Below are 15,992 nucleotides of genomic sequence, written 5' to 3'. Positions count from 1 at the left end.
GGGCTGGAAATGCGGAGAGCTCAGACACACACCGCTTATCCAATATGGAGTCCCCCCGAACTTTTGGGCTTCAGAATACCTGATTAGTCGGGAGGATGAGTGGAATCATTCGTAGCGCAGCGCCTCAATCGGGTCCAGCTTCGCGGCCTTGCCCGCGGGGTAGTAGCCGAAGAAGAGGCCAATAGCCAGCGAGAAGAGCAGCGAGAGGATGACTGCCCACAGCGGTGGTGCCACGAGCGCTCCGATGGCGGCTGCGCCCGCCATGCCGGCGGCGGTGCCGATGGCGATGCCGATGAGACCACCGATGAGGCAGACAACGATGGCCTCCGTGATGAACTGCATGCGGATATCGCGGCGGCGTGCGCCAAGCGCTTTGCGGATGCCGATTTCGCGGGTGCGCTCGGTGACGGTGATGAGCATAATGTTCATCACGCCGATGCCGCCGACGAGCAGCGAGATGCCGCCGATAGCCGCGAGCACCAGGCTCATCGTGGTGAAGATCTGGTTCAGGGACGCGAGGTCATCGCTGAAGTCGCTCACCTTCACCATGTAGTCCGTGTTGTCCTCGTAGTAGCTATCGAAGACGCGCTGCAGGTTGCTGGCAACCGTGGCCTTGTCCAAGTCCGGGTTGCCGCGAACGGTGACCTCGCTGAACGCGGTGCCGGCACCGGGGGAATCGGAGAACTCGGCCTCCAGCGGGTAAGGAACGAAGGCGGTTTGGCTGGGGCCGCCGCCCACCAGAGGTCCGGTCTGAGGCTCTTCAAAGACGCCGATGACGGCCAGCTCAATCGGGGAGGCCTCGTGGGTTTCGAAGCTTACGTATTGGCCAATGGCGTCTTCAGGAGCACCGAAAAGCTTGGCGGCCGTTTCCTTATCCAGCATGGTCACCGCCCGGCTGGAATCGATATCATCCTCGTTGAGGAAGCGCCCAGTCACGATGGAATAGGACGAACCTGAGACATAGTCCGGGTTGGTGGGGCGGAGGAGAAGATTGGCGGTCTCCTCTTGTTCGTCGCCTTCGACCACGAGGGTGCCGGAATAAGAGCTGTACTCGCCGATATTGATGCCGGCGATCTGATCTCCCATGACCTCCTTGGCACGGTCCAGCATGTCCGGGGTGAGCATCGAGGACTCGTCTTCGACAAAGCCGCCACCCATGAAAGGATCATCGGCCTCTTCCTCTTCGCCTTCCTCTGGGCGCTCCTTGACCTGGACGGTGAAGTTATTGGCGCCCACCTTGTCCAAGTCCTTTTGCACGGAAGACTGCAAGGAGTGGCCCAGCGTGACGATGGCGATGACCGCAGCGATGCCGATGATGACGCCCAAGAGTGTTAGCGCCGAGCGCATCTTGTTGGTGCGCAGGCTCGTCAGCGCCATCTTGGTGGATTCAGCGAAATTCATGACAGAACACCGTCCTTCATCGTGACGGTGCGGCTGCACTCATCAGCCAATTCCGGGTTGTGAGTAATGAACAAAATGGTCTTTCCATGCGTGCGGTGCAGTTCGTGGAATAAGTCCATGACCATACGTCCCGTCTGCGAATCCAGTGCGCCGGTGGGCTCGTCCGCTAGGAGAATATCCGGCTGGTTGGCCAAGGCACGGGCCACAGCCACGCGCTGCTTTTGGCCGCCGGAGAGCTCATTGGGCAGGTGGTTCATGCGGTCGCCCATGCCGACCATCTCCAAGAGGTTCTGTGCACGCTGGGTGCGCTCGTGGGCGGAAACACCTGCATAAACCATGGGCATCTCCACGTTCTTCAGCGCGGACATACGGCCGATCAGGTTGAAATTCTGGAAGATGAAACCGATTTTTTGGCCGCGGAAGGAGGCCAGTTTGTCGTCGCCAAGCGCCAGCGCATCCACGCCAGCTAGGTGGTACTCGCCGGCGGTGGGGCGGTCGAGCAGCCCGATGATGTTCATGAGCGTGGACTTACCGGAACCGGACTGGCCCACCACGGCCACGAACTCGCCTTCGTCCACTGAGAAATCTAGGCCGGGGATGACGGTCAGCTCGCTATCGAGGCCCTCGTTGAAGCGTTTGACAATGCCCCGCATCTCAATGAGGCGGCTCATGCGTTCTCATCCGCGCCGGAGACGGAGGCTGCCTGGCCGACCATGTCCTTGTACATATCGGCCTGGGTGATGACGGTATCGCCTTCCTTCACACCGGAGGCAATCGCGGCGGCGAAGGCGGACTCGGTAGCTACGGTGACCGTGCGGGCGTGGATTTCGCCATTCTCTACGACGAGAACGGACTTCTTTCCGTGGTCCTCAAAGATGGCGGACAGCGGCACGGTGATGGCGTTCTTGTTTTGTTCCGTGATGATCTTGGCCTTCGTTGTGGAACCTAGGCGCAGGCCCTCGCGGTTTCCTTCGACGCGGATATCCACGGGGAATTCGGGTTTGGAGGAGCCGCCACCGCCACCACTGCTGGAGGAGCCTGCACCGGATTCAGCGGACATGGGCTGCTCAGCGGTGGGGGAGATGAAGCTGACCTTTCCCTTGTATTCCTTGCCGGGGCTAGACGGCGTGGTGAACGTGACTTCGTCGCCGACCTTGATCTGGGCGATGTCGCCTTCCTTGACCGTGGATTTCACCAGGAGTGTGGAATCATCCGCCACGGTGAGGATGGGGCCCTCAGCAGGCATGCCGGCCTGACCGTTGACGGCGGTGATGACACCGGCCAATGGGGAGCGCAGATCAGCTTGGGAGAGCCTGTATTCAAGAGGCCCATTTTCCTTGGCGTTGCTGGCGCTTGCCGACGTCGCCGTTTCCACCGCATGATTCACCGCTTGGGATTGGGCGGCGATTTGCTGCTCAATGGCCAGGTTGCTGGCCTGGAGTGCACGTTCGGCATCCGACACCGCTTGGTAGGACGCCGAGGTGGCGCGCTGCTGCTCGCCGAGCTCGCGGTCGATGCCACGGAGGACGCGGTGGTAGGAGTCTTCGGTGTCCTTCAGTTGGCGCTCGGCTTCTGACACGGCCTCGTCAGAGTCGAGGTAGCTCAAGATAGCACTGGCGGTCTGAACGCCAGAGGGGTCTTCAGCGGCGGTGCCAATGGAGGCGAGTGCTGCCTGGAAGGACTTGGACTCGGCGTCCCGCACGCCGGTGCGTGCTTGGTCGACGGCGGCGCGGGCCTCCGCAACTTCGGGGCGGTCGCCCTTGGTGGCGAGGGCTTCATCGAGCTTTTTCTGCGCTTCGGCGTACTCGGTCTGAGCCGAATTGACGGCGGACTGGGCACTGTTAACCTCAGGGTTGAGGCCTTGGTCGAGGGAGTCTTGCAGTTGGCGCAGCTGCAGCTGGGCGTCCTCGATCTGGTGGACGGATTCCAGTTTGCTTGCCTCTTGTGCTGTGCGCTGGGCTTCGAGCTCGCGCTCGGTGTCGGTGGTGTCCATCCGTCCAAGCAGTTGCTGGGCGTCGACGCGGTCGCCGACCTTGGCGTCGAGGGACTGGATAGGTCCGGTGAGCGAGGTGGTCAGGGAAAGCTCGCGCTCAGCAGCCACCGTGCCGGTTGCGGACACGGAGCTGATGAGGTCCTCTTTGGCTGCCGTGGTGACGTCGGCGGCAGTCAACTGGATATCAGAGGAACCACTGGTGAGCGCGTAATAGCCACCACCGCCGGCGAGGAGAACCGCCGCGAGGGCTCCTGCTGTGATGCCGAGAGCTTTCTTCTTCATGAATTCCTAACCTTTACGCCGTGAATAAAACTGGATTCAGGTTAACTCTAGAAAGCGCCCCTTGTCATGCCTGGAGGGGGAATATCGGAGGTAGATCAGGGTCTACCCCTAGAGGACGTTGGGCTGGGTGGTCTGGTGACGTTTCGATCAAATAAGGGTCCGAAAATGGGTGATTTTCTGCCACTATTTGATCGAAACGTATGTGGCATCTGGTTTTAGAGGGGCACATCGATACGGATATCCTCTGCGCGCGGCAGCGGAGGAAGGGTGGGCATCTGGTCGATGCCGCGCTGAATTTCTGGTGGAAGCGGGAAGGAGGTGGGAATCTGCGGCGGTGTGGGCAGTTCTAGCTGAGGTTTGGGGCGCTGCGGCGGCACCGGGCGCGGCGCTGGTGCGGGAGTAGGAGCTGGGGCGTGGAGAGTGACGGTTTCTACTTCGATCTGAGGCGCAGGAGGCTCGGCGGTAAGCGGTGGTTCGTCTACCTGTTCCGGCTCAGCTGGGGCGGGAGCAATGGAGGTGGTGTTGCCCAAGCGGTTGACTGGTTGGGGTAGGGCATTCGGCTGCCAGGACGGTGCCTGAGTTGAGGTGGCGCGGTTGGGTTCGCTTCGTGGAGTGGTTTCTGCCTGTGTGGCGGCGCAGGCAGACAGCGGAAGGCAAGCAAGAATGATAAGAAAACGGCGCGATGCCATGGGAATCCCCCTCAAGTAGTGCCTCTCCACAGCGCACCCCAGCGCTGAAAAGGGAAGGCGAAATCAACAGTGTGCTGCCAGCATAGCGCCACGGTAGCGTGCGCGCAGCGCGAGCGCGTCGAGGGCATATGCGAAGCTCTGGATGAGCGACCGTGGGGCATGAGGCGACTCAAACTTTTGTATAGGGCTAAAACCGATACAATGTGGGCTATGCCTAACTCTAGCCAGCAGAATTCCTCCCAGAATACGACTCAGTCCGCCCAGTGGTTTGACCGCGCCACCAAGGTCACCCCGGGCGGTGTGAATTCCCCGGTCCGTGCCTTCGGCTCCGTGGGCGGCCAAGCCCGCGTTATCGCCCGCGGCGAGGGGTCCCGTTTGTGGGATATCGATGGCAACGAATACGTCGACTTGGTGAGCTCCTATGGCCCGATGATTCACGGCAATGCTCACCCCGCCATCGTGGAGGCAGTGCAGAAGGCGGCTGCCGATGGCCTTTCCTTCGGCGCGCCTACTGAAGGTGAGACGTTGTTGGCGGAGCGCATCGTGGAGCGCACTGCCGCCGAGCAGGTTCGCCTGGTGAACTCCGGTACTGAGGCAACGATGTCTGCTGTGCGCCTTGCCCGCGGGTTTACTGGCCGCGCGAAGGTCCTCAAGTTTGAAGGCTGCTACCACGGCCATGTGGATGCGCTGTTGGCGTCGGCAGGCTCCGGCGTGGCTACTTTTGCGCTGCCGGATTCCCCGGGCGTGACTGGAGCCTCGGCTGCTGACACCATCGTCGTCCCGTACAACGATCTCGATGCCGTGCGCGAAGCTTTCGCCGCGCATCCAGGGGAGATTGCCTGCATCATCGCCGAGGCTGCTGCCGGCAACATGGGCACGGTTGCTCCGCAGGAGGGTTTTAATGCGGCACTCAAGGAGATTGCGCATGCCGACGGCGCCCTGCTTATTCTCGACGAAGTCATGACCGGTTTCCGCACCTCCCACAAGGGCTGGTTCGGGGTCGATGGCGTGGCTGGTGACTTGGTGACCTTCGGCAAGGTGGTCTCCGGTGGTCTTCCGGCCGCTGCCTTCGGTGGCCGCGCTGATGTCATGGCATCGCTGGCGCCGGCGGGCCCCGTCTACCAGGCAGGAACCCTTTCCGGAAACCCGGTCGCTATGGCCTCTGGCCTGGCATCTTTGGAGTTGGCCAACGAAGAGCTCTACCCGCGCCTGCAGGCCAATGCTGACCGCCTCACCGGTCTCATCACTGAGGCACTTGATGCTGCGGGCGTGGCGCACCACATTCAGCGAGCAGAGTCGATGTTCTCCATTCGCTTTGCGGAGGGCCAAGGCCACAACTTTGCCGACATGCAGGCGGCCGATACCTGGCGTTTTGCACCTTTCTTCCACGCTCTCCTGGAGGGCGGCGTCTACGTTCCGCCGTCAGCGTTTGAGACGTGGTTTGTGTCCGATGCGCTGACGGACAATGATTTTGAGGTAATCGAGGCCGCGCTGACGCCGGCCGCCCAGGCCGCCGCGAGTGCGCAGCGCCCGCAGTAAATCAACCACTACGAGGGGATACCACCAGGCTTATGTCCACCACTATCGTCCACTTCGTCCGCCACGGCGAGGTCTACAACCCGGACAAGATCCTCTACGGACGCATCCCGGGATACCACCTATCCTCCCGCGGACATTCCATGGCGGCACGCACCGCGCAGGCCTTCGAAGGCCACGACGTCACCTACCTGGCGGCATCGCCGCTGCAGCGCGCGCAGGAAACGGCGCAACCGATTGCGAAGGTGACGGGGCTTGAGGTGGACGTCGATAAGGGCGTCATCGAATCAGGCAACCGCTTCGAGGGCCTGCGCACCAAGGGCTGGAACTCGCAGCTGTGGAACCCGCAGCGCTGGCCGCTCATGGTCAACCCGCTCAAGCCCTCCTGGGGCGAGCCTTTCGAGCAGATTGCCGCGCGCATGATGGATGCCGCCGAGCGCGCCCGCGCCAAGGCTGAGGGCCATGAGGCCATCGTGGTGTCTCACCAGCTGCCCATCGTGATGGTGCAGCGCACGGTGTTGGGCAAGCGCCTGGCACATGCGCCGTGGGACCGTGAGTGCGACTTGGCGTCGGTGACCTCGCTGGTCTACCGCGACCGCGAGATCGTGGACATCTTCTATTCTTCTCCTGCGCAGGACATCTAATGCGGGGCCTCAAGATTGGTGCCGCAGTAGTCGTGGCCGCGCTGGCCCTTGCTGGCTGCTCGCAGAACGAGGAGAATTCGCAGAACGCAGTGGCCTCCGGCGGCACCTTCCAATTCATCTCTCCCGGTGGCCAGACCACCATTCGCTACGACGAAGCTGACCGTAAACCACTGAAGGATTTCTCCGGTGAAGACCTGCGGGATGAGTCCACGACGATCAAGCTCTCGGATTTTAAGGATCAGATCGTCGTGCTCAACTCGTGGGGCCAGTGGTGTGCGCCGTGCCGCTCGGAATCAGATGACTTGCAGGCGATTCACACAGAGCTGCAGAAGCGCAACATCGGCACCGTGCTGGGTATTAACGTCAGAGACTTTAACCCGGAGATTTCCAGGGACTTCATGGCCGATAACGGCTTGGAGTACCCTTCCATCTACGACCCGCCGTTTAAGACGGCCGCAGCCCTCGGCGGTGTACCGACGTCCGTAGTGCCCACCACCATTGTGTTGGATAAGCAGCACCGCCCGGCGGCGGTCTTCCTGACTGAGATCACAGAGGACATGGTTCTCGAGGTCGTTGACGAGCTGGAGAAGGAACAGTGATCCTTGCTGCTGACGGGCTGGGGCAAAGCTTTGCCGAAGCCGCCACGGCCGGCCCACTTCTCCTCGGTATCTTGGCTGCTGCCGCAGCGGGCCTCGTGTCCTTTGCCTCGCCCTGCGTGATCCCCCTCGTGCCCGGCTACATGTCTTACCTTGCCTCCGTGGTCGGCGGTGAGGTGAGTTATGACGAGGAGTTGGGGGTGGGCGTCGGCAAGCGCAGGCAATGGGCCGTCGTCGTTGCCGCAGCACTGTTTGTGCTGGGCTTTACCGTCGTCTTCGTGCTCGCCACGGTGTCCGTCTTCGGTGCCATCTCGGCGCTGACGCTCAACGCGGACATCCTCATGCGCGCTGGCGGCATCATCACCATCCTCATGGGCGTGGTGTTCATGGGCGTGGTGCCGGTGCTTCAGAAAGATACGCGCATGGCGCCGAAGCGCTGGACCACCTGGCTCGGCGCCCCGCTGCTCGGAGGAGTGTTTGCGCTGGGCTGGACTCCCTGCCTTGGGCCCACGCTGGCTGCCATCCTCTCCGTGTCTGTAGGCACTGAGGGCACGACGGCGCTGCGCGGCACCATCCTCATAATTGGATACTGCCTGGGCCTGGGCCTGCCCTTCCTGCTCGTGGCACTTGGTTCGGCCAAAGCCATGCGCACCATTTCCTGGATGCGCAAACACTCCCGTGCCATCCAGATTATTGGTGGCATCGCCATGATCCTCGTGGGCCTAGCCTTGCTGACCGGCCTGTGGGAGAGCTTTATCAACGCCATCCGCCAGTGGACTGTGGCATGGTCTGAGTCCAACGGCACGACGCTGATTTAAGGAGAGATTTTTTCGTGAGGTACATCCGCAAGGCCTGGCACTGGCTGACCAGCATGCGCACTGCACTAGCGCTGCTCTTCCTGCTGGCCATCGCCGCGATCCCTGGATCCCTCCTGCCGCAGCGTGCCCTCAATGAGAGCAACGTCGATGACTTCATCGCAACAAACGGCAAGGTGGCGGAAATCTACGACAAGCTACAGCTTTTCGATGTTTTCTCCTCCGTCTGGTTCCAGGCCATTTACGTTCTGCTCATGATTTCTTTGGTGGGCTGCATCATCCCGCGCTCCTGGGATCACTACAAGGCGTGGAAGACCCCGCCTACGCGCGCGCCGAAGTACCTGGAAAAGATGCCGCTCAACGCCACCGGGCACTCAGAGAAGTCCCCGGAGGAGATCGCCGCGGCGACGACGACCATGCTGAAGAAGTGGCGCGTCTTGGAGGTATCTCCGGAGGAGGACCGCGCGGGTGCGCAGTCTTTCTCTGCGGAGCGCGGTTATGCCCGTGAACTGTGCAACCTCATCTTCCACATCGCTCTCGTGGCCATCCTGCTCACCATGGCGGCCGGCCGTCTGGTCACCTACGAAGGCCAGGTCATCGTGGTCACGGAGAAGAACTCTCGCGGCGAGACCCAGGAACAGACGCAGTCCACGGAGTTCTGTAATACCTCTACCTCTGTGTATGACTCCTTCCGTGCGGGCCCGCTTTTCGACGGCACTGGGCTGCACCCCTTCTGCTTCCTGGCACACGACTTCACCGCGGACTACCTGCCGAATGGCCAGGCAGAGATGTTTACCTCCAACGTGTCCTATGCTGCCGGTGACGATATCTTTACCGACCCGGAGACCTGGGAGGACTACGAACTCCAAGTCAACCATCCGCTGCGCATTGAGAAAAACCGCGTCTATCTTCAGGGCCACGGATTTGCGCCGACAATGACGGTGGAGTGGCCCAATGGCGAAAAGCGCACGCAGACCATCCAATTCCAGCCCAACGACATGACCTACTTCCTGTCCTCGGGCGCGATGCGCTTCGACCCGCCCGCGGGCATGTACCCGGACTTGTATGAGCGCCGCCAGAACCAGATTGCCATTCAGGGGCTCTTTGCCCCTACTGCTGAGTGGTCGGGCGAAAACGGAAAGCTCCTGCAGTCTTCCTTCCCGGCAATGAATGATCCGGCCGTGGCTATCGATATCTACCGCGGCGATGCCGGTTTGGACACGGGACGTCCCCAGAGCTTCTTCTCCCTTGACCCCAGCCTCCTCCAGTCGGGCCAGCTGCAGAAGATTGACCGCGTCAACCTCACCCAGGGCGAGTCAGTCACGCTCGATGATGGCACAAAGATCAGCTTCGACGGCGCCTCCGAGTTTGCGAACTACCAGATTTCCTATGACCCCTTCCAGGGATGGGTCCTGGTGTCCGCGCTCGTTATGTTGGTCTCCCTCGTTGGTTCTTTGGTGATTAAGCGCCGCCGCGTGTGGGTACGTATCCGCCCGGCAGCTGATGGTGGCACCGACATTGAGATGGGTGGCCTTGCCCGCACCGACCGCGCCGGCTGGTCCGAAGAGTTCTACGCGTTGCACCGCGAGCTTCTCGAGCTGCCGGACCCGGATGAGGTGGAGGAAGATGTGCTGTACTCCGCCGACTAAAGGTGAGCAACCTATCAGTCAAAAGTTGGATGCTGTCAGGTAAGAGGGGTAGCCTTATGAGCACTATTCATCTCTCCGTTGAGTGAGCACTTTCGTTAGCACTGTGAAGGCAAGGTTTCTCATCCATGCAGATTGATCAGAATCTGTCCAACTTCTCCGACATCGCCGTCCAGACCGCGTTCGTCATCTACGCCCTCGCGCTGGTGCTGTCCTTGGTCTACTACGGCCGCATGCAGGGCATCATTGAGGGCCTGCGCGCGCGTTCTGCCGCCGTGGCCCAGCAGCGCGAGCTGGCTACTGTCGGCGGCCCGGCAGGTGACGCGGTGCTTGACGACGCCCCCTCGGCCGGCCTTAGCGAGGACGCCGACCTTGCCAAGAAGCAGGAGAAGGCGGACAAGCTCGGCGGAATGACGCAGATGCTGCTGTGGCTGGGTATTGCCTTGCACCTAGCGGCGATTGTGCTGCGCGGGCTGGCCACCAGCCGATTCCCGTTTGGCAATCTTTACGAGTACGTGCTCATGGTGACTGCCGGCGTCATGGTGGTGGCGACCATCGCGATGCAGCGCAAGGAGTGGCGCACCTTGTGGCCATGGTTGCTGACCCCGATCCTGGCGCTCATGTTCTACGGCTCCACGAAGCTGTATGCGGAGTCCGCCCCCGTGGTGCCGGCGCTGCAGTCTCACTGGCTGCCGATCCACGTCACCGTGGTCTCGCTTGGTGCCTCCATCGGCATCGTCTCCGGTATTGCCTCTCTGCTCAGTGTGCTGCGCGTGCACCAGGGCAAGGGAAGAGAGCATGGCTTCTTCGGCGCGATTGCCCGCCCGCTGCCCTCCGCAAAGAAGTTGGATCAGCTGGCTTACCGCCTAGGAGTGGTGACCCTGCCGACTTTGGGTCTGGGTATTGTGCTGGGCGCTATTTGGGCGGAGTCCGCGTGGGGCCGCTACTGGGGTTGGGACCCGAAGGAAACTGTCTCCTTCGCCACCTGGATCCTCTACGCTGCCTACCTGCATGCCCGCGCCACCCCGGCGTTTCGCAGAGCTGCCCCGTACCTCAACATCGCGGCGATGCTGTTGATGGTCTTCAACCTGTTCTTCATCAACATGGTTGTCTCCGGCCTGCACTCCTACGCGGGGCTGAACTAAATGGCGGATACACATAAACCCCGGCACAAACAGGGTAAACCGGCCGGCGATAACCCGCAGCTCATTGCTTTAGGTGATGTCTTTGCTGAGCGACGCCGCGAGTTAGGCATCCTGCAGCAGGAGTTAGCTGAGAAAGCCGGTCTGTCGCGCTCTACCTTGCACACCATCGAGCACGGCGGCTCCGGTGTGCGCTGGGAGAAGATTGCGGCGGTGGCGGAGGCCCTCGACCTGGAGATGACGTTTACGCCTAAGACACCAAAGAACTAGTTGTCTTCCCCGGTGGCGTCAGGGTCTTCCGGCTTCTGAGGCTTGGGTGCGCGCCGGCGGCGCTCTTCTTCTTTGCGCTGTGCCTTGCGCTCTTTCGCGCGGCGCTCCTTGAAGCGCTGCTTTTCCAAGTTCCAGAGGAATTCTTCGTCATCATCGGGGCCCTTGATTGCGGGGCGCTGCGGCTGCTGTTGCTGCTGTGCCTTATTCTTCCAGCTGGATGGCCCAAATGCCTTCCACACGAGAAGTGCCGCGAGGATAAACAGGACTAGTAGTATCAAACGACCCATGCGTTGTATTCTACGGAATGCCCGCGAAGCAGAAGTGAGAATGATGAGCCAGACAGACAACATGACCAACGAGTCCCAGATCCCTGAGCCACCTCAGCCGGACCCGGCGCTCAAGCGCCGCTCACGTGTGGCTCTGTGGAAGTATGGTGCTGCCCGCCTGGTGCTCTTCATCCTGTTGACCGTGGTGATTCAGCTGCTGGCTATGGCTATTGGTGTGGCCATCCCCGTGCTGGTGTCGGCTCTGTTGGCGTTGTTCGTGGCGCTGCCGCTGTCGATGCTGATCTTCTCCTCGTGGCGCGTGGAAGCTACCCAGACTCTGGCGGAGTATTCCGCGCAGCGCAAGGCCCACAAGGAGTGGGTACAGGCGGAACTAGCCGGCCGCTAACAGCAGTTAGACAAAGGCAAGTGCTAGGGCGTTAATGACTGCCCATACCAGCATTGCACGGCCAGTCATGCCGAGCACCGGGATGAGTTTGGGCCCGCGCGCACCGCGGTTGACGGTGCGGATAGCGCCTAGTGCGAGGGGGAAGTAGAGCAGGGAGGCCAGCGCCGCCCAGGAATCGAAGGCCAAGCCCACGGTGAGCAACACCGGGAGCAGCAACAGGGTCATGAATAGCGTGCGGGACTTCTTATCACCCAGGCGCACAGCCAGGGTGATCTTGCCGGTGGCCTCATCGGAGGGGATGTCGCGGATGTTGTTGGCCAGGTTTACCGCGGCACTCATACCGCCGATGCCCACGGCCAAGGCAAGGCCCGTCCATGTGATGCGGCCGGCCTGCGTGTACTCGGTGCCGAGGACTGCGACGAGGCCGAAGAAGATGAAGATGGCAACCTCGCCCAGCCCACGGTAGCCGTAGGGGTTCTTGCCGCCGGTATAGAACCAGGCGCCAGCGATACACACGGCGCCGACGAGGATGAACCAGGCCGCGTTGGCAGCTAGGGAGAGCGAAATGCCGGCGATGGCCGCCACGCCGAAGGAGACGAAGGCGGCGAACTTGACGTGCTGTGGTTTGGCCAGCCCGCCCCCGGTAAGCCGCTGGGGGCCGGTGCGGTCATCATCGGTGCCGCGGATGCCATCGGAGTAATCGTTGGCGTAATTCACGCCGATGATAAGCGCCCAGGCCACGATGAGCGCCAGCAACGCCCGGCCCCAGTGCAGGCCGTGGGCCGCGGCAGCGGCACCGGTACCAGCGATAACGGGAGCAAAGGCATTGGCCCAGGTGTGCGGGCGAGCACCCTGGAGCCAATCGGCAGGAGTGGCGGAATAGGCAGACATGCTCACTATTGTGCCACTGGTGTGGTGTGCTGCGGCAATGAGCTGGTGCGTTGGCGAAAGCGGTAGATGATGAGCACTGCAACGAAAATAACGGCATTGGTGACTGTCATTGCGGCAGAGGTAGCCGCGTCAAGGACATAGGCAACCCAAAATCCCACGACCGCGCTGATAGCGGCAACGCCACAGGCGGTCAACACCAGCGTGGGCACGCGCTGAGTAAGCAGCCGCGCGGTCATCGTCGGGAATACCATGAGAGCGATGACCAGCATGGCACCGGCAGCGTGAAAGGCGGCGGTGGCGGTGCAGGCAACCACGGTCATAAATATGATGTGAAGAACGCGCGTGGGCACCCCGCGTGCGGCACAAAAATCGGCGTCAAAAGTCGTGGCGGATAAACGCGGCAGTGTAAGGGCGAGGAAGAGAGCATTGATACCCAGCACTGCGGCCATGATGTAGCAATAGTTGGGATTGGAGAAGGCCGCGAGGTTGAGATCACCGACGAGAACGGCGTGGACATCAAGGTGCACGTGGCTCATGTGCGTAGAAATCAGGATGACTCCGGCGGCAAACAGGGCGGGAAAGACCAATCCGAGGGCGGAATCAGCAGTCACCAGCGGGCTGCGCTGTAGTGCGTCAGTTCCCAACGCCACCACCAAGGCGCCAGCGGCCGCGGTAACGAGCAAGATGGGTGAATCTAGATCTGCGGTAAAGAGGTAGCCGACGGCAATTCCGGGAAGGACGGCATGGCCGATGCCGTCGATAAGCATGGCCTGGCCTTTGAGGACAACAAAGGTGCCGGGGATAGCACAGGCCAAGGCCGTCAGAACGGCAAGGAGACAAGCGGTCGCGGCGAGGGTCATGAGGCTAGCTTTCTACTGGTGAGGCTGATAGTGACGAGCGCCGCCTGAGCCAGGACGATGACCGGACCGGTGGGCAGCGGGCCGTGCGCAATGGAGACATAGCAGCCGAGAGCAGCGGTGGCCGCGCCGAAGAACCCGGAGAGCGCGATGAAAGGTAGCAAGCGCGTGGTCCAGGGGCGGGCAGCGGCGGCAGGGCTGATGACCACGGCGACCATGAGCACTACGCCGACGACTTTGACGCCGAGCACCGTGATGGCGGTGAGGGCGAAGAAACTAGCCGCGTTGAGGAACGAGGTGCGGATGCCGGCTACCTGGGCAAAACTTGAATCAAAAGTGACTGCGGCCTGCCGGGTGTGAATGAGGAAAAGAAAAAGCAGCACGCAGCCACCGATGATGAGTGTGGACCGTACATCCGCGCGAGTGAGCGTGGAGGCATTTCCCAGCAAATAATCCTGGATTCCGGCCTTGCCAGGCAATGGTCGGCGGGAAATATACTGCATGAGCAGCATTCCCACCGAGAAAAATGTGGTTAGCGTGGCCGCCATCGCAGTGGTTTGCCCCAGGGGAGTTAACCGCGGGATGAGGTGAATGCACCCCACCGCGAGGGTTCCGGTGAGCAGGGCGCCGCAAGAAAGAAGCCAGACATTTCGCCCGTCCCAGCCAATGGCGGTGGCCACGAGGAAGGCGGTGAGCAGTCCAGGCAGGGAAGAATGCGAGATGGCATCGGCCAGCAGGCTGGTGCGGCGAACATATACCAGTGGGCCTAGCGCGCCAGCGCAGCCACCGATGAGCACGGTGCCCAGGAGTGCCTGGGTATAGGTGTAGTTCTGAAGAAGCTCGAGTGGGTTCATGATGGCAGGGAAAACATGTCGGCAATGGCGGACTCGGTAAGTACCTGCTCGGTGGGGCCAGCAGCAATGAGCCGGCCGTGGCCGACCATGAGGACCTCATCGCAAAAGTCGGCGACCTCCGCCAGGTTGTGATGCACCAGCAGGATGGTCACGCCGTTCTCGCGCAGTTCCTTGAGTACATCCATGATGGCGCGCTGACTCGCGGCATCGACACCAGCGAAGGGCTCGTCGAGGATGATGAATTCCGGCTCGCTAACGAGCGTGCGCGCCAACAACACGCGCTGGCGCTGACCACCAGACAGGGCGGAAATCGGCAGCTGCGCGTGTGCCTGCATTCCGGTGCGGGAAAGCGCGGCGTGAGCGGCGTCTTTGTCAGCGCGGCTGGGCCACTGCCACCAGCGCAGCCCGGCGGTGCGGCCCATCAGGGCGATGTCGAAGGCGGTGGCAGGGTAATTCCAGTCGATATCCGCATGTTGTGGCATATATCCGAGACGCTGCCGAAAATGTGCCAGATCGACGCCATCGAAGGTCATCGACCCGCAGGCTAGAGGCGGAAGGAGCCCTACCAGCGTGCGGACCAGAGTAGACTTTCCCGACCCGTTCGCACCCACCAGCCCGGTGATAGTCGCGGGGGTGAGGGTGAAGGAGGCGTCGTGAAGCACCGGCGTGCGGGGATAGCCGGCGGTGAGGTTTCCTACGCTGAGCATTAGCTTAGTGCTTTCGCCACGGCGCTAGCGTTATGTTCGAAGGCTCCGAGGTAGGTATCGGTTGGGGCTTCCGGGCCGAGGGTATCGGCAAAGAGCTCTTCATCCGAGATGGTGACTGTCCAGTTGCGGGTTTCTACGGCTTCCTTGAGAGAAGTGATGGCCTGTGGGTTCGCCTGGTTATCTTGGAAGATAACGGGGACCTTCTTCTCCGCGATCGTATCCGCGAGCTCGGAGATCTCAGTGGCGGACTTGGTGGCTTCGGTGGTCACGAAGTCGGTGGCTTGGACTTCAAAGTCGAAGGTCTTGCCGAAGTAGTTGAAGGCGTCATGGCCGGTGATGAGGACGCGCGGGGAGGCGTTTTCGAGTTCCTTAGCCGCTTTGTCATGCGCGGCTGCAATCTTGTCTTCATATTCATCGGCGGCCGCGGCATAGTCTTCGGCATTGTCAGAGTCGATTTCGCCGAGTTTGGTGCCGATGTGATCGACGACCTGGCTCCACAGCTCGGGGCTATTCCAGATGTGCGGGTCGTAGAGTTTTTCGCCCTTGTCACCTTGCTCGGGCCACGGCAGAAGGTCAGCAGTATCGAGCTGTTCGCCGACAGCTAGCTGCTTCTCACCGAGGGAGGAGAGCTGGTCCACCATTTGCGCCTCGAGGTGAAGGCCATTCCAGAGGACGAGGTCGGCGTCCTGCATCTTTTCAATATCGCGCGTGGTGGGCTGGTAGGTGTGCGGATCGCCGCCGGGACCGACCATGGTGGTGATGTCGGCGTCCGGGGCGATATTGGCGGCCGCATCAGCCAAGTAACCAGTCGTGGCGAAGATCGTCAGATTGTCGTCCTGGGCTTCGGCGGAGTCGCTGCTGGTGCAGGCAGTCAGCGCGGTGGCAGCCACGAGGGAAGCGAGGGGAAGCGCAATAAGTTTCTTCACGGGAAACCTCTCTTATTAAAAGTGAATGTCGATGTTCAATAGATTGAACTTGAAAGAGCATAAGACCTGAA

The 15,992-nt window shown here is 61.4% G+C and carries 18 protein-coding genes; 8 read left to right on the top strand and 10 right to left on the bottom strand.

The window, feature by feature from the left end; translation table 11 throughout:
• Positions 1–105: 105 nt before the first annotated feature.
• The 4 genes from HMPREF2875_RS00855 to HMPREF2875_RS00840 all read right to left on the bottom strand — a co-directional run bounded on the left by HMPREF2875_RS00855 (position 106) and on the right by HMPREF2875_RS00840 (position 4,365).
• Positions 106–1,401 (bottom strand): ABC transporter permease, encoded by a 1,296-nt coding sequence (locus HMPREF2875_RS00855; protein WP_070669567.1) that lies wholly within the window; start codon positions 1,399–1,401, stop codon positions 106–108.
• Positions 1,398–2,072 (bottom strand): ABC transporter ATP-binding protein, encoded by a 675-nt coding sequence (locus HMPREF2875_RS00850; protein ID WP_070669566.1) that lies wholly within the window; start codon positions 2,070–2,072, stop codon positions 1,398–1,400. The genes HMPREF2875_RS00855 and HMPREF2875_RS00850 overlap by 4 nt, the downstream gene beginning before the upstream one ends.
• A complete protein-coding gene (locus tag HMPREF2875_RS00845) occupies positions 2,069–3,676 on the bottom strand; it encodes a permuted SH3 domain-containing protein (protein ID WP_070669565.1) in 1,608 nt (535 codons plus the stop codon). The genes HMPREF2875_RS00850 and HMPREF2875_RS00845 overlap by 4 nt, the downstream gene beginning before the upstream one ends.
• A gap of 215 nt (positions 3,677–3,891) precedes the next feature.
• A complete protein-coding gene (locus HMPREF2875_RS00840; protein WP_070669564.1) occupies positions 3,892–4,365 on the bottom strand; it encodes a hypothetical protein in 474 nt (157 codons plus the stop codon).
• Positions 4,366–4,566: 201 nt separating this feature from the next.
• On the opposite strand from HMPREF2875_RS00840, the gene hemL reads away from it, so the two are divergent.
• The 7 genes from hemL (at position 4,567) to HMPREF2875_RS00805 (ending at position 11,014) form a co-directional block, all read left to right on the top strand.
• Positions 4,567–5,904: a glutamate-1-semialdehyde 2,1-aminomutase gene (hemL, locus tag HMPREF2875_RS00835; RefSeq protein WP_070669563.1), complete on the top strand. Its 1,338-nt coding sequence runs from the start codon at positions 4,567–4,569 to the stop codon at positions 5,902–5,904.
• A 32-nt stretch (positions 5,905–5,936) separates the two neighbouring features.
• On the top strand, positions 5,937–6,545 hold the full coding sequence (locus tag HMPREF2875_RS00830; RefSeq protein WP_070669562.1) for a histidine phosphatase family protein: 609 nt from the start codon (positions 5,937–5,939) through the stop codon (positions 6,543–6,545).
• The gene (locus HMPREF2875_RS00825) at positions 6,545–7,144 is read left to right on the top strand and encodes a TlpA disulfide reductase family protein (protein ID WP_070669561.1); all 600 of its coding nucleotides are present in this window, start codon (positions 6,545–6,547) and stop codon (positions 7,142–7,144) included. The genes HMPREF2875_RS00830 and HMPREF2875_RS00825 overlap by 1 nt, the downstream gene beginning before the upstream one ends.
• Positions 7,141–7,959, top strand: a complete 819-nt coding sequence (locus HMPREF2875_RS00820; protein ID WP_070669560.1) for a cytochrome c biogenesis CcdA family protein — start codon at positions 7,141–7,143, stop codon at positions 7,957–7,959. The genes HMPREF2875_RS00825 and HMPREF2875_RS00820 overlap by 4 nt, the downstream gene beginning before the upstream one ends.
• A gap of 14 nt (positions 7,960–7,973) precedes the next feature.
• Positions 7,974–9,605, top strand: coding sequence for a cytochrome c biogenesis protein ResB (locus HMPREF2875_RS00815; RefSeq protein WP_070669559.1), 1,632 nt, complete (start codon positions 7,974–7,976; stop codon positions 9,603–9,605).
• Positions 9,606–9,730: 125 nt separating this feature from the next.
• Positions 9,731–10,747, top strand: a complete 1,017-nt coding sequence (gene ccsB, locus HMPREF2875_RS00810; protein ID WP_070669558.1) for a c-type cytochrome biogenesis protein CcsB — start codon at positions 9,731–9,733, stop codon at positions 10,745–10,747.
• Positions 10,748–11,014 carry a helix-turn-helix domain-containing protein gene (locus tag HMPREF2875_RS00805; RefSeq protein ID WP_070537506.1) on the top strand — a complete coding sequence of 89 codons (267 nt, stop codon included), beginning with the start codon at positions 10,748–10,750 and terminating at the stop codon, positions 11,012–11,014.
• On the opposite strand, the gene HMPREF2875_RS00800 is transcribed toward HMPREF2875_RS00805, so the two are convergent.
• Positions 11,011–11,301, bottom strand: a complete 291-nt coding sequence (locus HMPREF2875_RS00800; protein WP_070669557.1) for a hypothetical protein — start codon at positions 11,299–11,301, stop codon at positions 11,011–11,013. The genes HMPREF2875_RS00805 and HMPREF2875_RS00800 overlap by 4 nt on opposite strands.
• A gap of 43 nt (positions 11,302–11,344) precedes the next feature.
• Here HMPREF2875_RS00800 and HMPREF2875_RS00795 point away from each other — a divergent pair, with 43 nt between their 5' ends.
• Positions 11,345–11,686, top strand: a complete 342-nt coding sequence (locus tag HMPREF2875_RS00795) for a DUF4229 domain-containing protein (RefSeq protein ID WP_070669685.1) — start codon at positions 11,345–11,347, stop codon at positions 11,684–11,686.
• Between the two features lie 6 nt (positions 11,687–11,692).
• On the opposite strand, the gene HMPREF2875_RS00790 is transcribed toward HMPREF2875_RS00795, so the two are convergent.
• The 5 genes from HMPREF2875_RS00790 to HMPREF2875_RS00770 are packed head-to-tail and all read right to left on the bottom strand — an operon-like array spanning position 11,693 to position 15,921.
• On the bottom strand, positions 11,693–12,577 hold the full coding sequence (locus HMPREF2875_RS00790; RefSeq protein WP_070669684.1) for a 1,4-dihydroxy-2-naphthoate polyprenyltransferase: 885 nt from the start codon (positions 12,575–12,577) through the stop codon (positions 11,693–11,695).
• Between the two features lie 5 nt (positions 12,578–12,582).
• On the bottom strand, positions 12,583–13,437 hold the full coding sequence (locus HMPREF2875_RS00785) for a metal ABC transporter permease (RefSeq protein ID WP_010189755.1): 855 nt from the start codon (positions 13,435–13,437) through the stop codon (positions 12,583–12,585).
• Positions 13,434–14,288, bottom strand: a complete 855-nt coding sequence (locus tag HMPREF2875_RS00780; protein ID WP_010189752.1) for a metal ABC transporter permease — start codon at positions 14,286–14,288, stop codon at positions 13,434–13,436. The genes HMPREF2875_RS00785 and HMPREF2875_RS00780 overlap by 4 nt, the downstream gene beginning before the upstream one ends.
• Positions 14,285–14,995 (bottom strand): metal ABC transporter ATP-binding protein, encoded by a 711-nt coding sequence (locus HMPREF2875_RS00775; RefSeq protein WP_010189751.1) that lies wholly within the window; start codon positions 14,993–14,995, stop codon positions 14,285–14,287. Before HMPREF2875_RS00775 ends, HMPREF2875_RS00780 begins: the two co-directional genes overlap by 4 nt.
• The gene (locus tag HMPREF2875_RS00770; protein ID WP_070521016.1) at positions 14,995–15,921 is read right to left on the bottom strand and encodes a metal ABC transporter substrate-binding protein; all 927 of its coding nucleotides are present in this window, start codon (positions 15,919–15,921) and stop codon (positions 14,995–14,997) included. The genes HMPREF2875_RS00775 and HMPREF2875_RS00770 overlap by 1 nt, the downstream gene beginning before the upstream one ends.
• Between the last annotated feature and the right edge of the window lie 71 nt (positions 15,922–15,992).

It is taken from the genome of Corynebacterium sp. HMSC078H07, assembly GCF_001812805.1.
Taxonomy (GTDB): domain Bacteria; phylum Actinomycetota; class Actinomycetes; order Mycobacteriales; family Mycobacteriaceae; genus Corynebacterium.
This window is presented reverse-complemented; position numbering and strand designations above follow the sequence as displayed.

What these genes read in the sequence shown, in the direction of transcription:
- HMPREF2875_RS00780 (WP_010189752.1), bottom strand. Translation starts at nt 14,288, where the DNA reads ATGAACCCACTCGAGCTTCTTCAGAACTACACCTATACCCAGGCACTC.
- HMPREF2875_RS00855 (WP_070669567.1), bottom strand. Translation starts at nt 1,401, where the DNA reads ATGAATTTCGCTGAATCCACCAAGATGGCGCTGACGAGCCTGCGCACC.
- HMPREF2875_RS00795 (WP_070669685.1), top strand. Translation starts at nt 11,345, where the DNA reads ATGAGCCAGACAGACAACATGACCAACGAGTCCCAGATCCCTGAGCCA.
- HMPREF2875_RS00805 (WP_070537506.1), top strand. Translation starts at nt 10,748, where the DNA reads ATGGCGGATACACATAAACCCCGGCACAAACAGGGTAAACCGGCCGGC.
- hemL (WP_070669563.1), top strand. Translation starts at nt 4,567, where the DNA reads ATGTGGGCTATGCCTAACTCTAGCCAGCAGAATTCCTCCCAGAATACG.
- HMPREF2875_RS00800 (WP_070669557.1), bottom strand. Translation starts at nt 11,301, where the DNA reads ATGGGTCGTTTGATACTACTAGTCCTGTTTATCCTCGCGGCACTTCTC.
- HMPREF2875_RS00825 (WP_070669561.1), top strand. Translation starts at nt 6,545, where the DNA reads ATGCGGGGCCTCAAGATTGGTGCCGCAGTAGTCGTGGCCGCGCTGGCC.
- HMPREF2875_RS00785 (WP_010189755.1), bottom strand. Translation starts at nt 13,437, where the DNA reads ATGACCCTCGCCGCGACCGCTTGTCTCCTTGCCGTTCTGACGGCCTTG.
- HMPREF2875_RS00845 (WP_070669565.1), bottom strand. Translation starts at nt 3,676, where the DNA reads ATGAAGAAGAAAGCTCTCGGCATCACAGCAGGAGCCCTCGCGGCGGTT.
- HMPREF2875_RS00830 (WP_070669562.1), top strand. Translation starts at nt 5,937, where the DNA reads ATGTCCACCACTATCGTCCACTTCGTCCGCCACGGCGAGGTCTACAAC.
- HMPREF2875_RS00775 (WP_010189751.1), bottom strand. Translation starts at nt 14,995, where the DNA reads ATGCTCAGCGTAGGAAACCTCACCGCCGGCTATCCCCGCACGCCGGTG.
- ccsB (WP_070669558.1), top strand. Translation starts at nt 9,731, where the DNA reads ATGCAGATTGATCAGAATCTGTCCAACTTCTCCGACATCGCCGTCCAG.
- HMPREF2875_RS00790 (WP_070669684.1), bottom strand. Translation starts at nt 12,577, where the DNA reads ATGTCTGCCTATTCCGCCACTCCTGCCGATTGGCTCCAGGGTGCTCGC.
- HMPREF2875_RS00840 (WP_070669564.1), bottom strand. Translation starts at nt 4,365, where the DNA reads ATGGCATCGCGCCGTTTTCTTATCATTCTTGCTTGCCTTCCGCTGTCT.
- HMPREF2875_RS00850 (WP_070669566.1), bottom strand. Translation starts at nt 2,072, where the DNA reads ATGAGCCGCCTCATTGAGATGCGGGGCATTGTCAAACGCTTCAACGAG.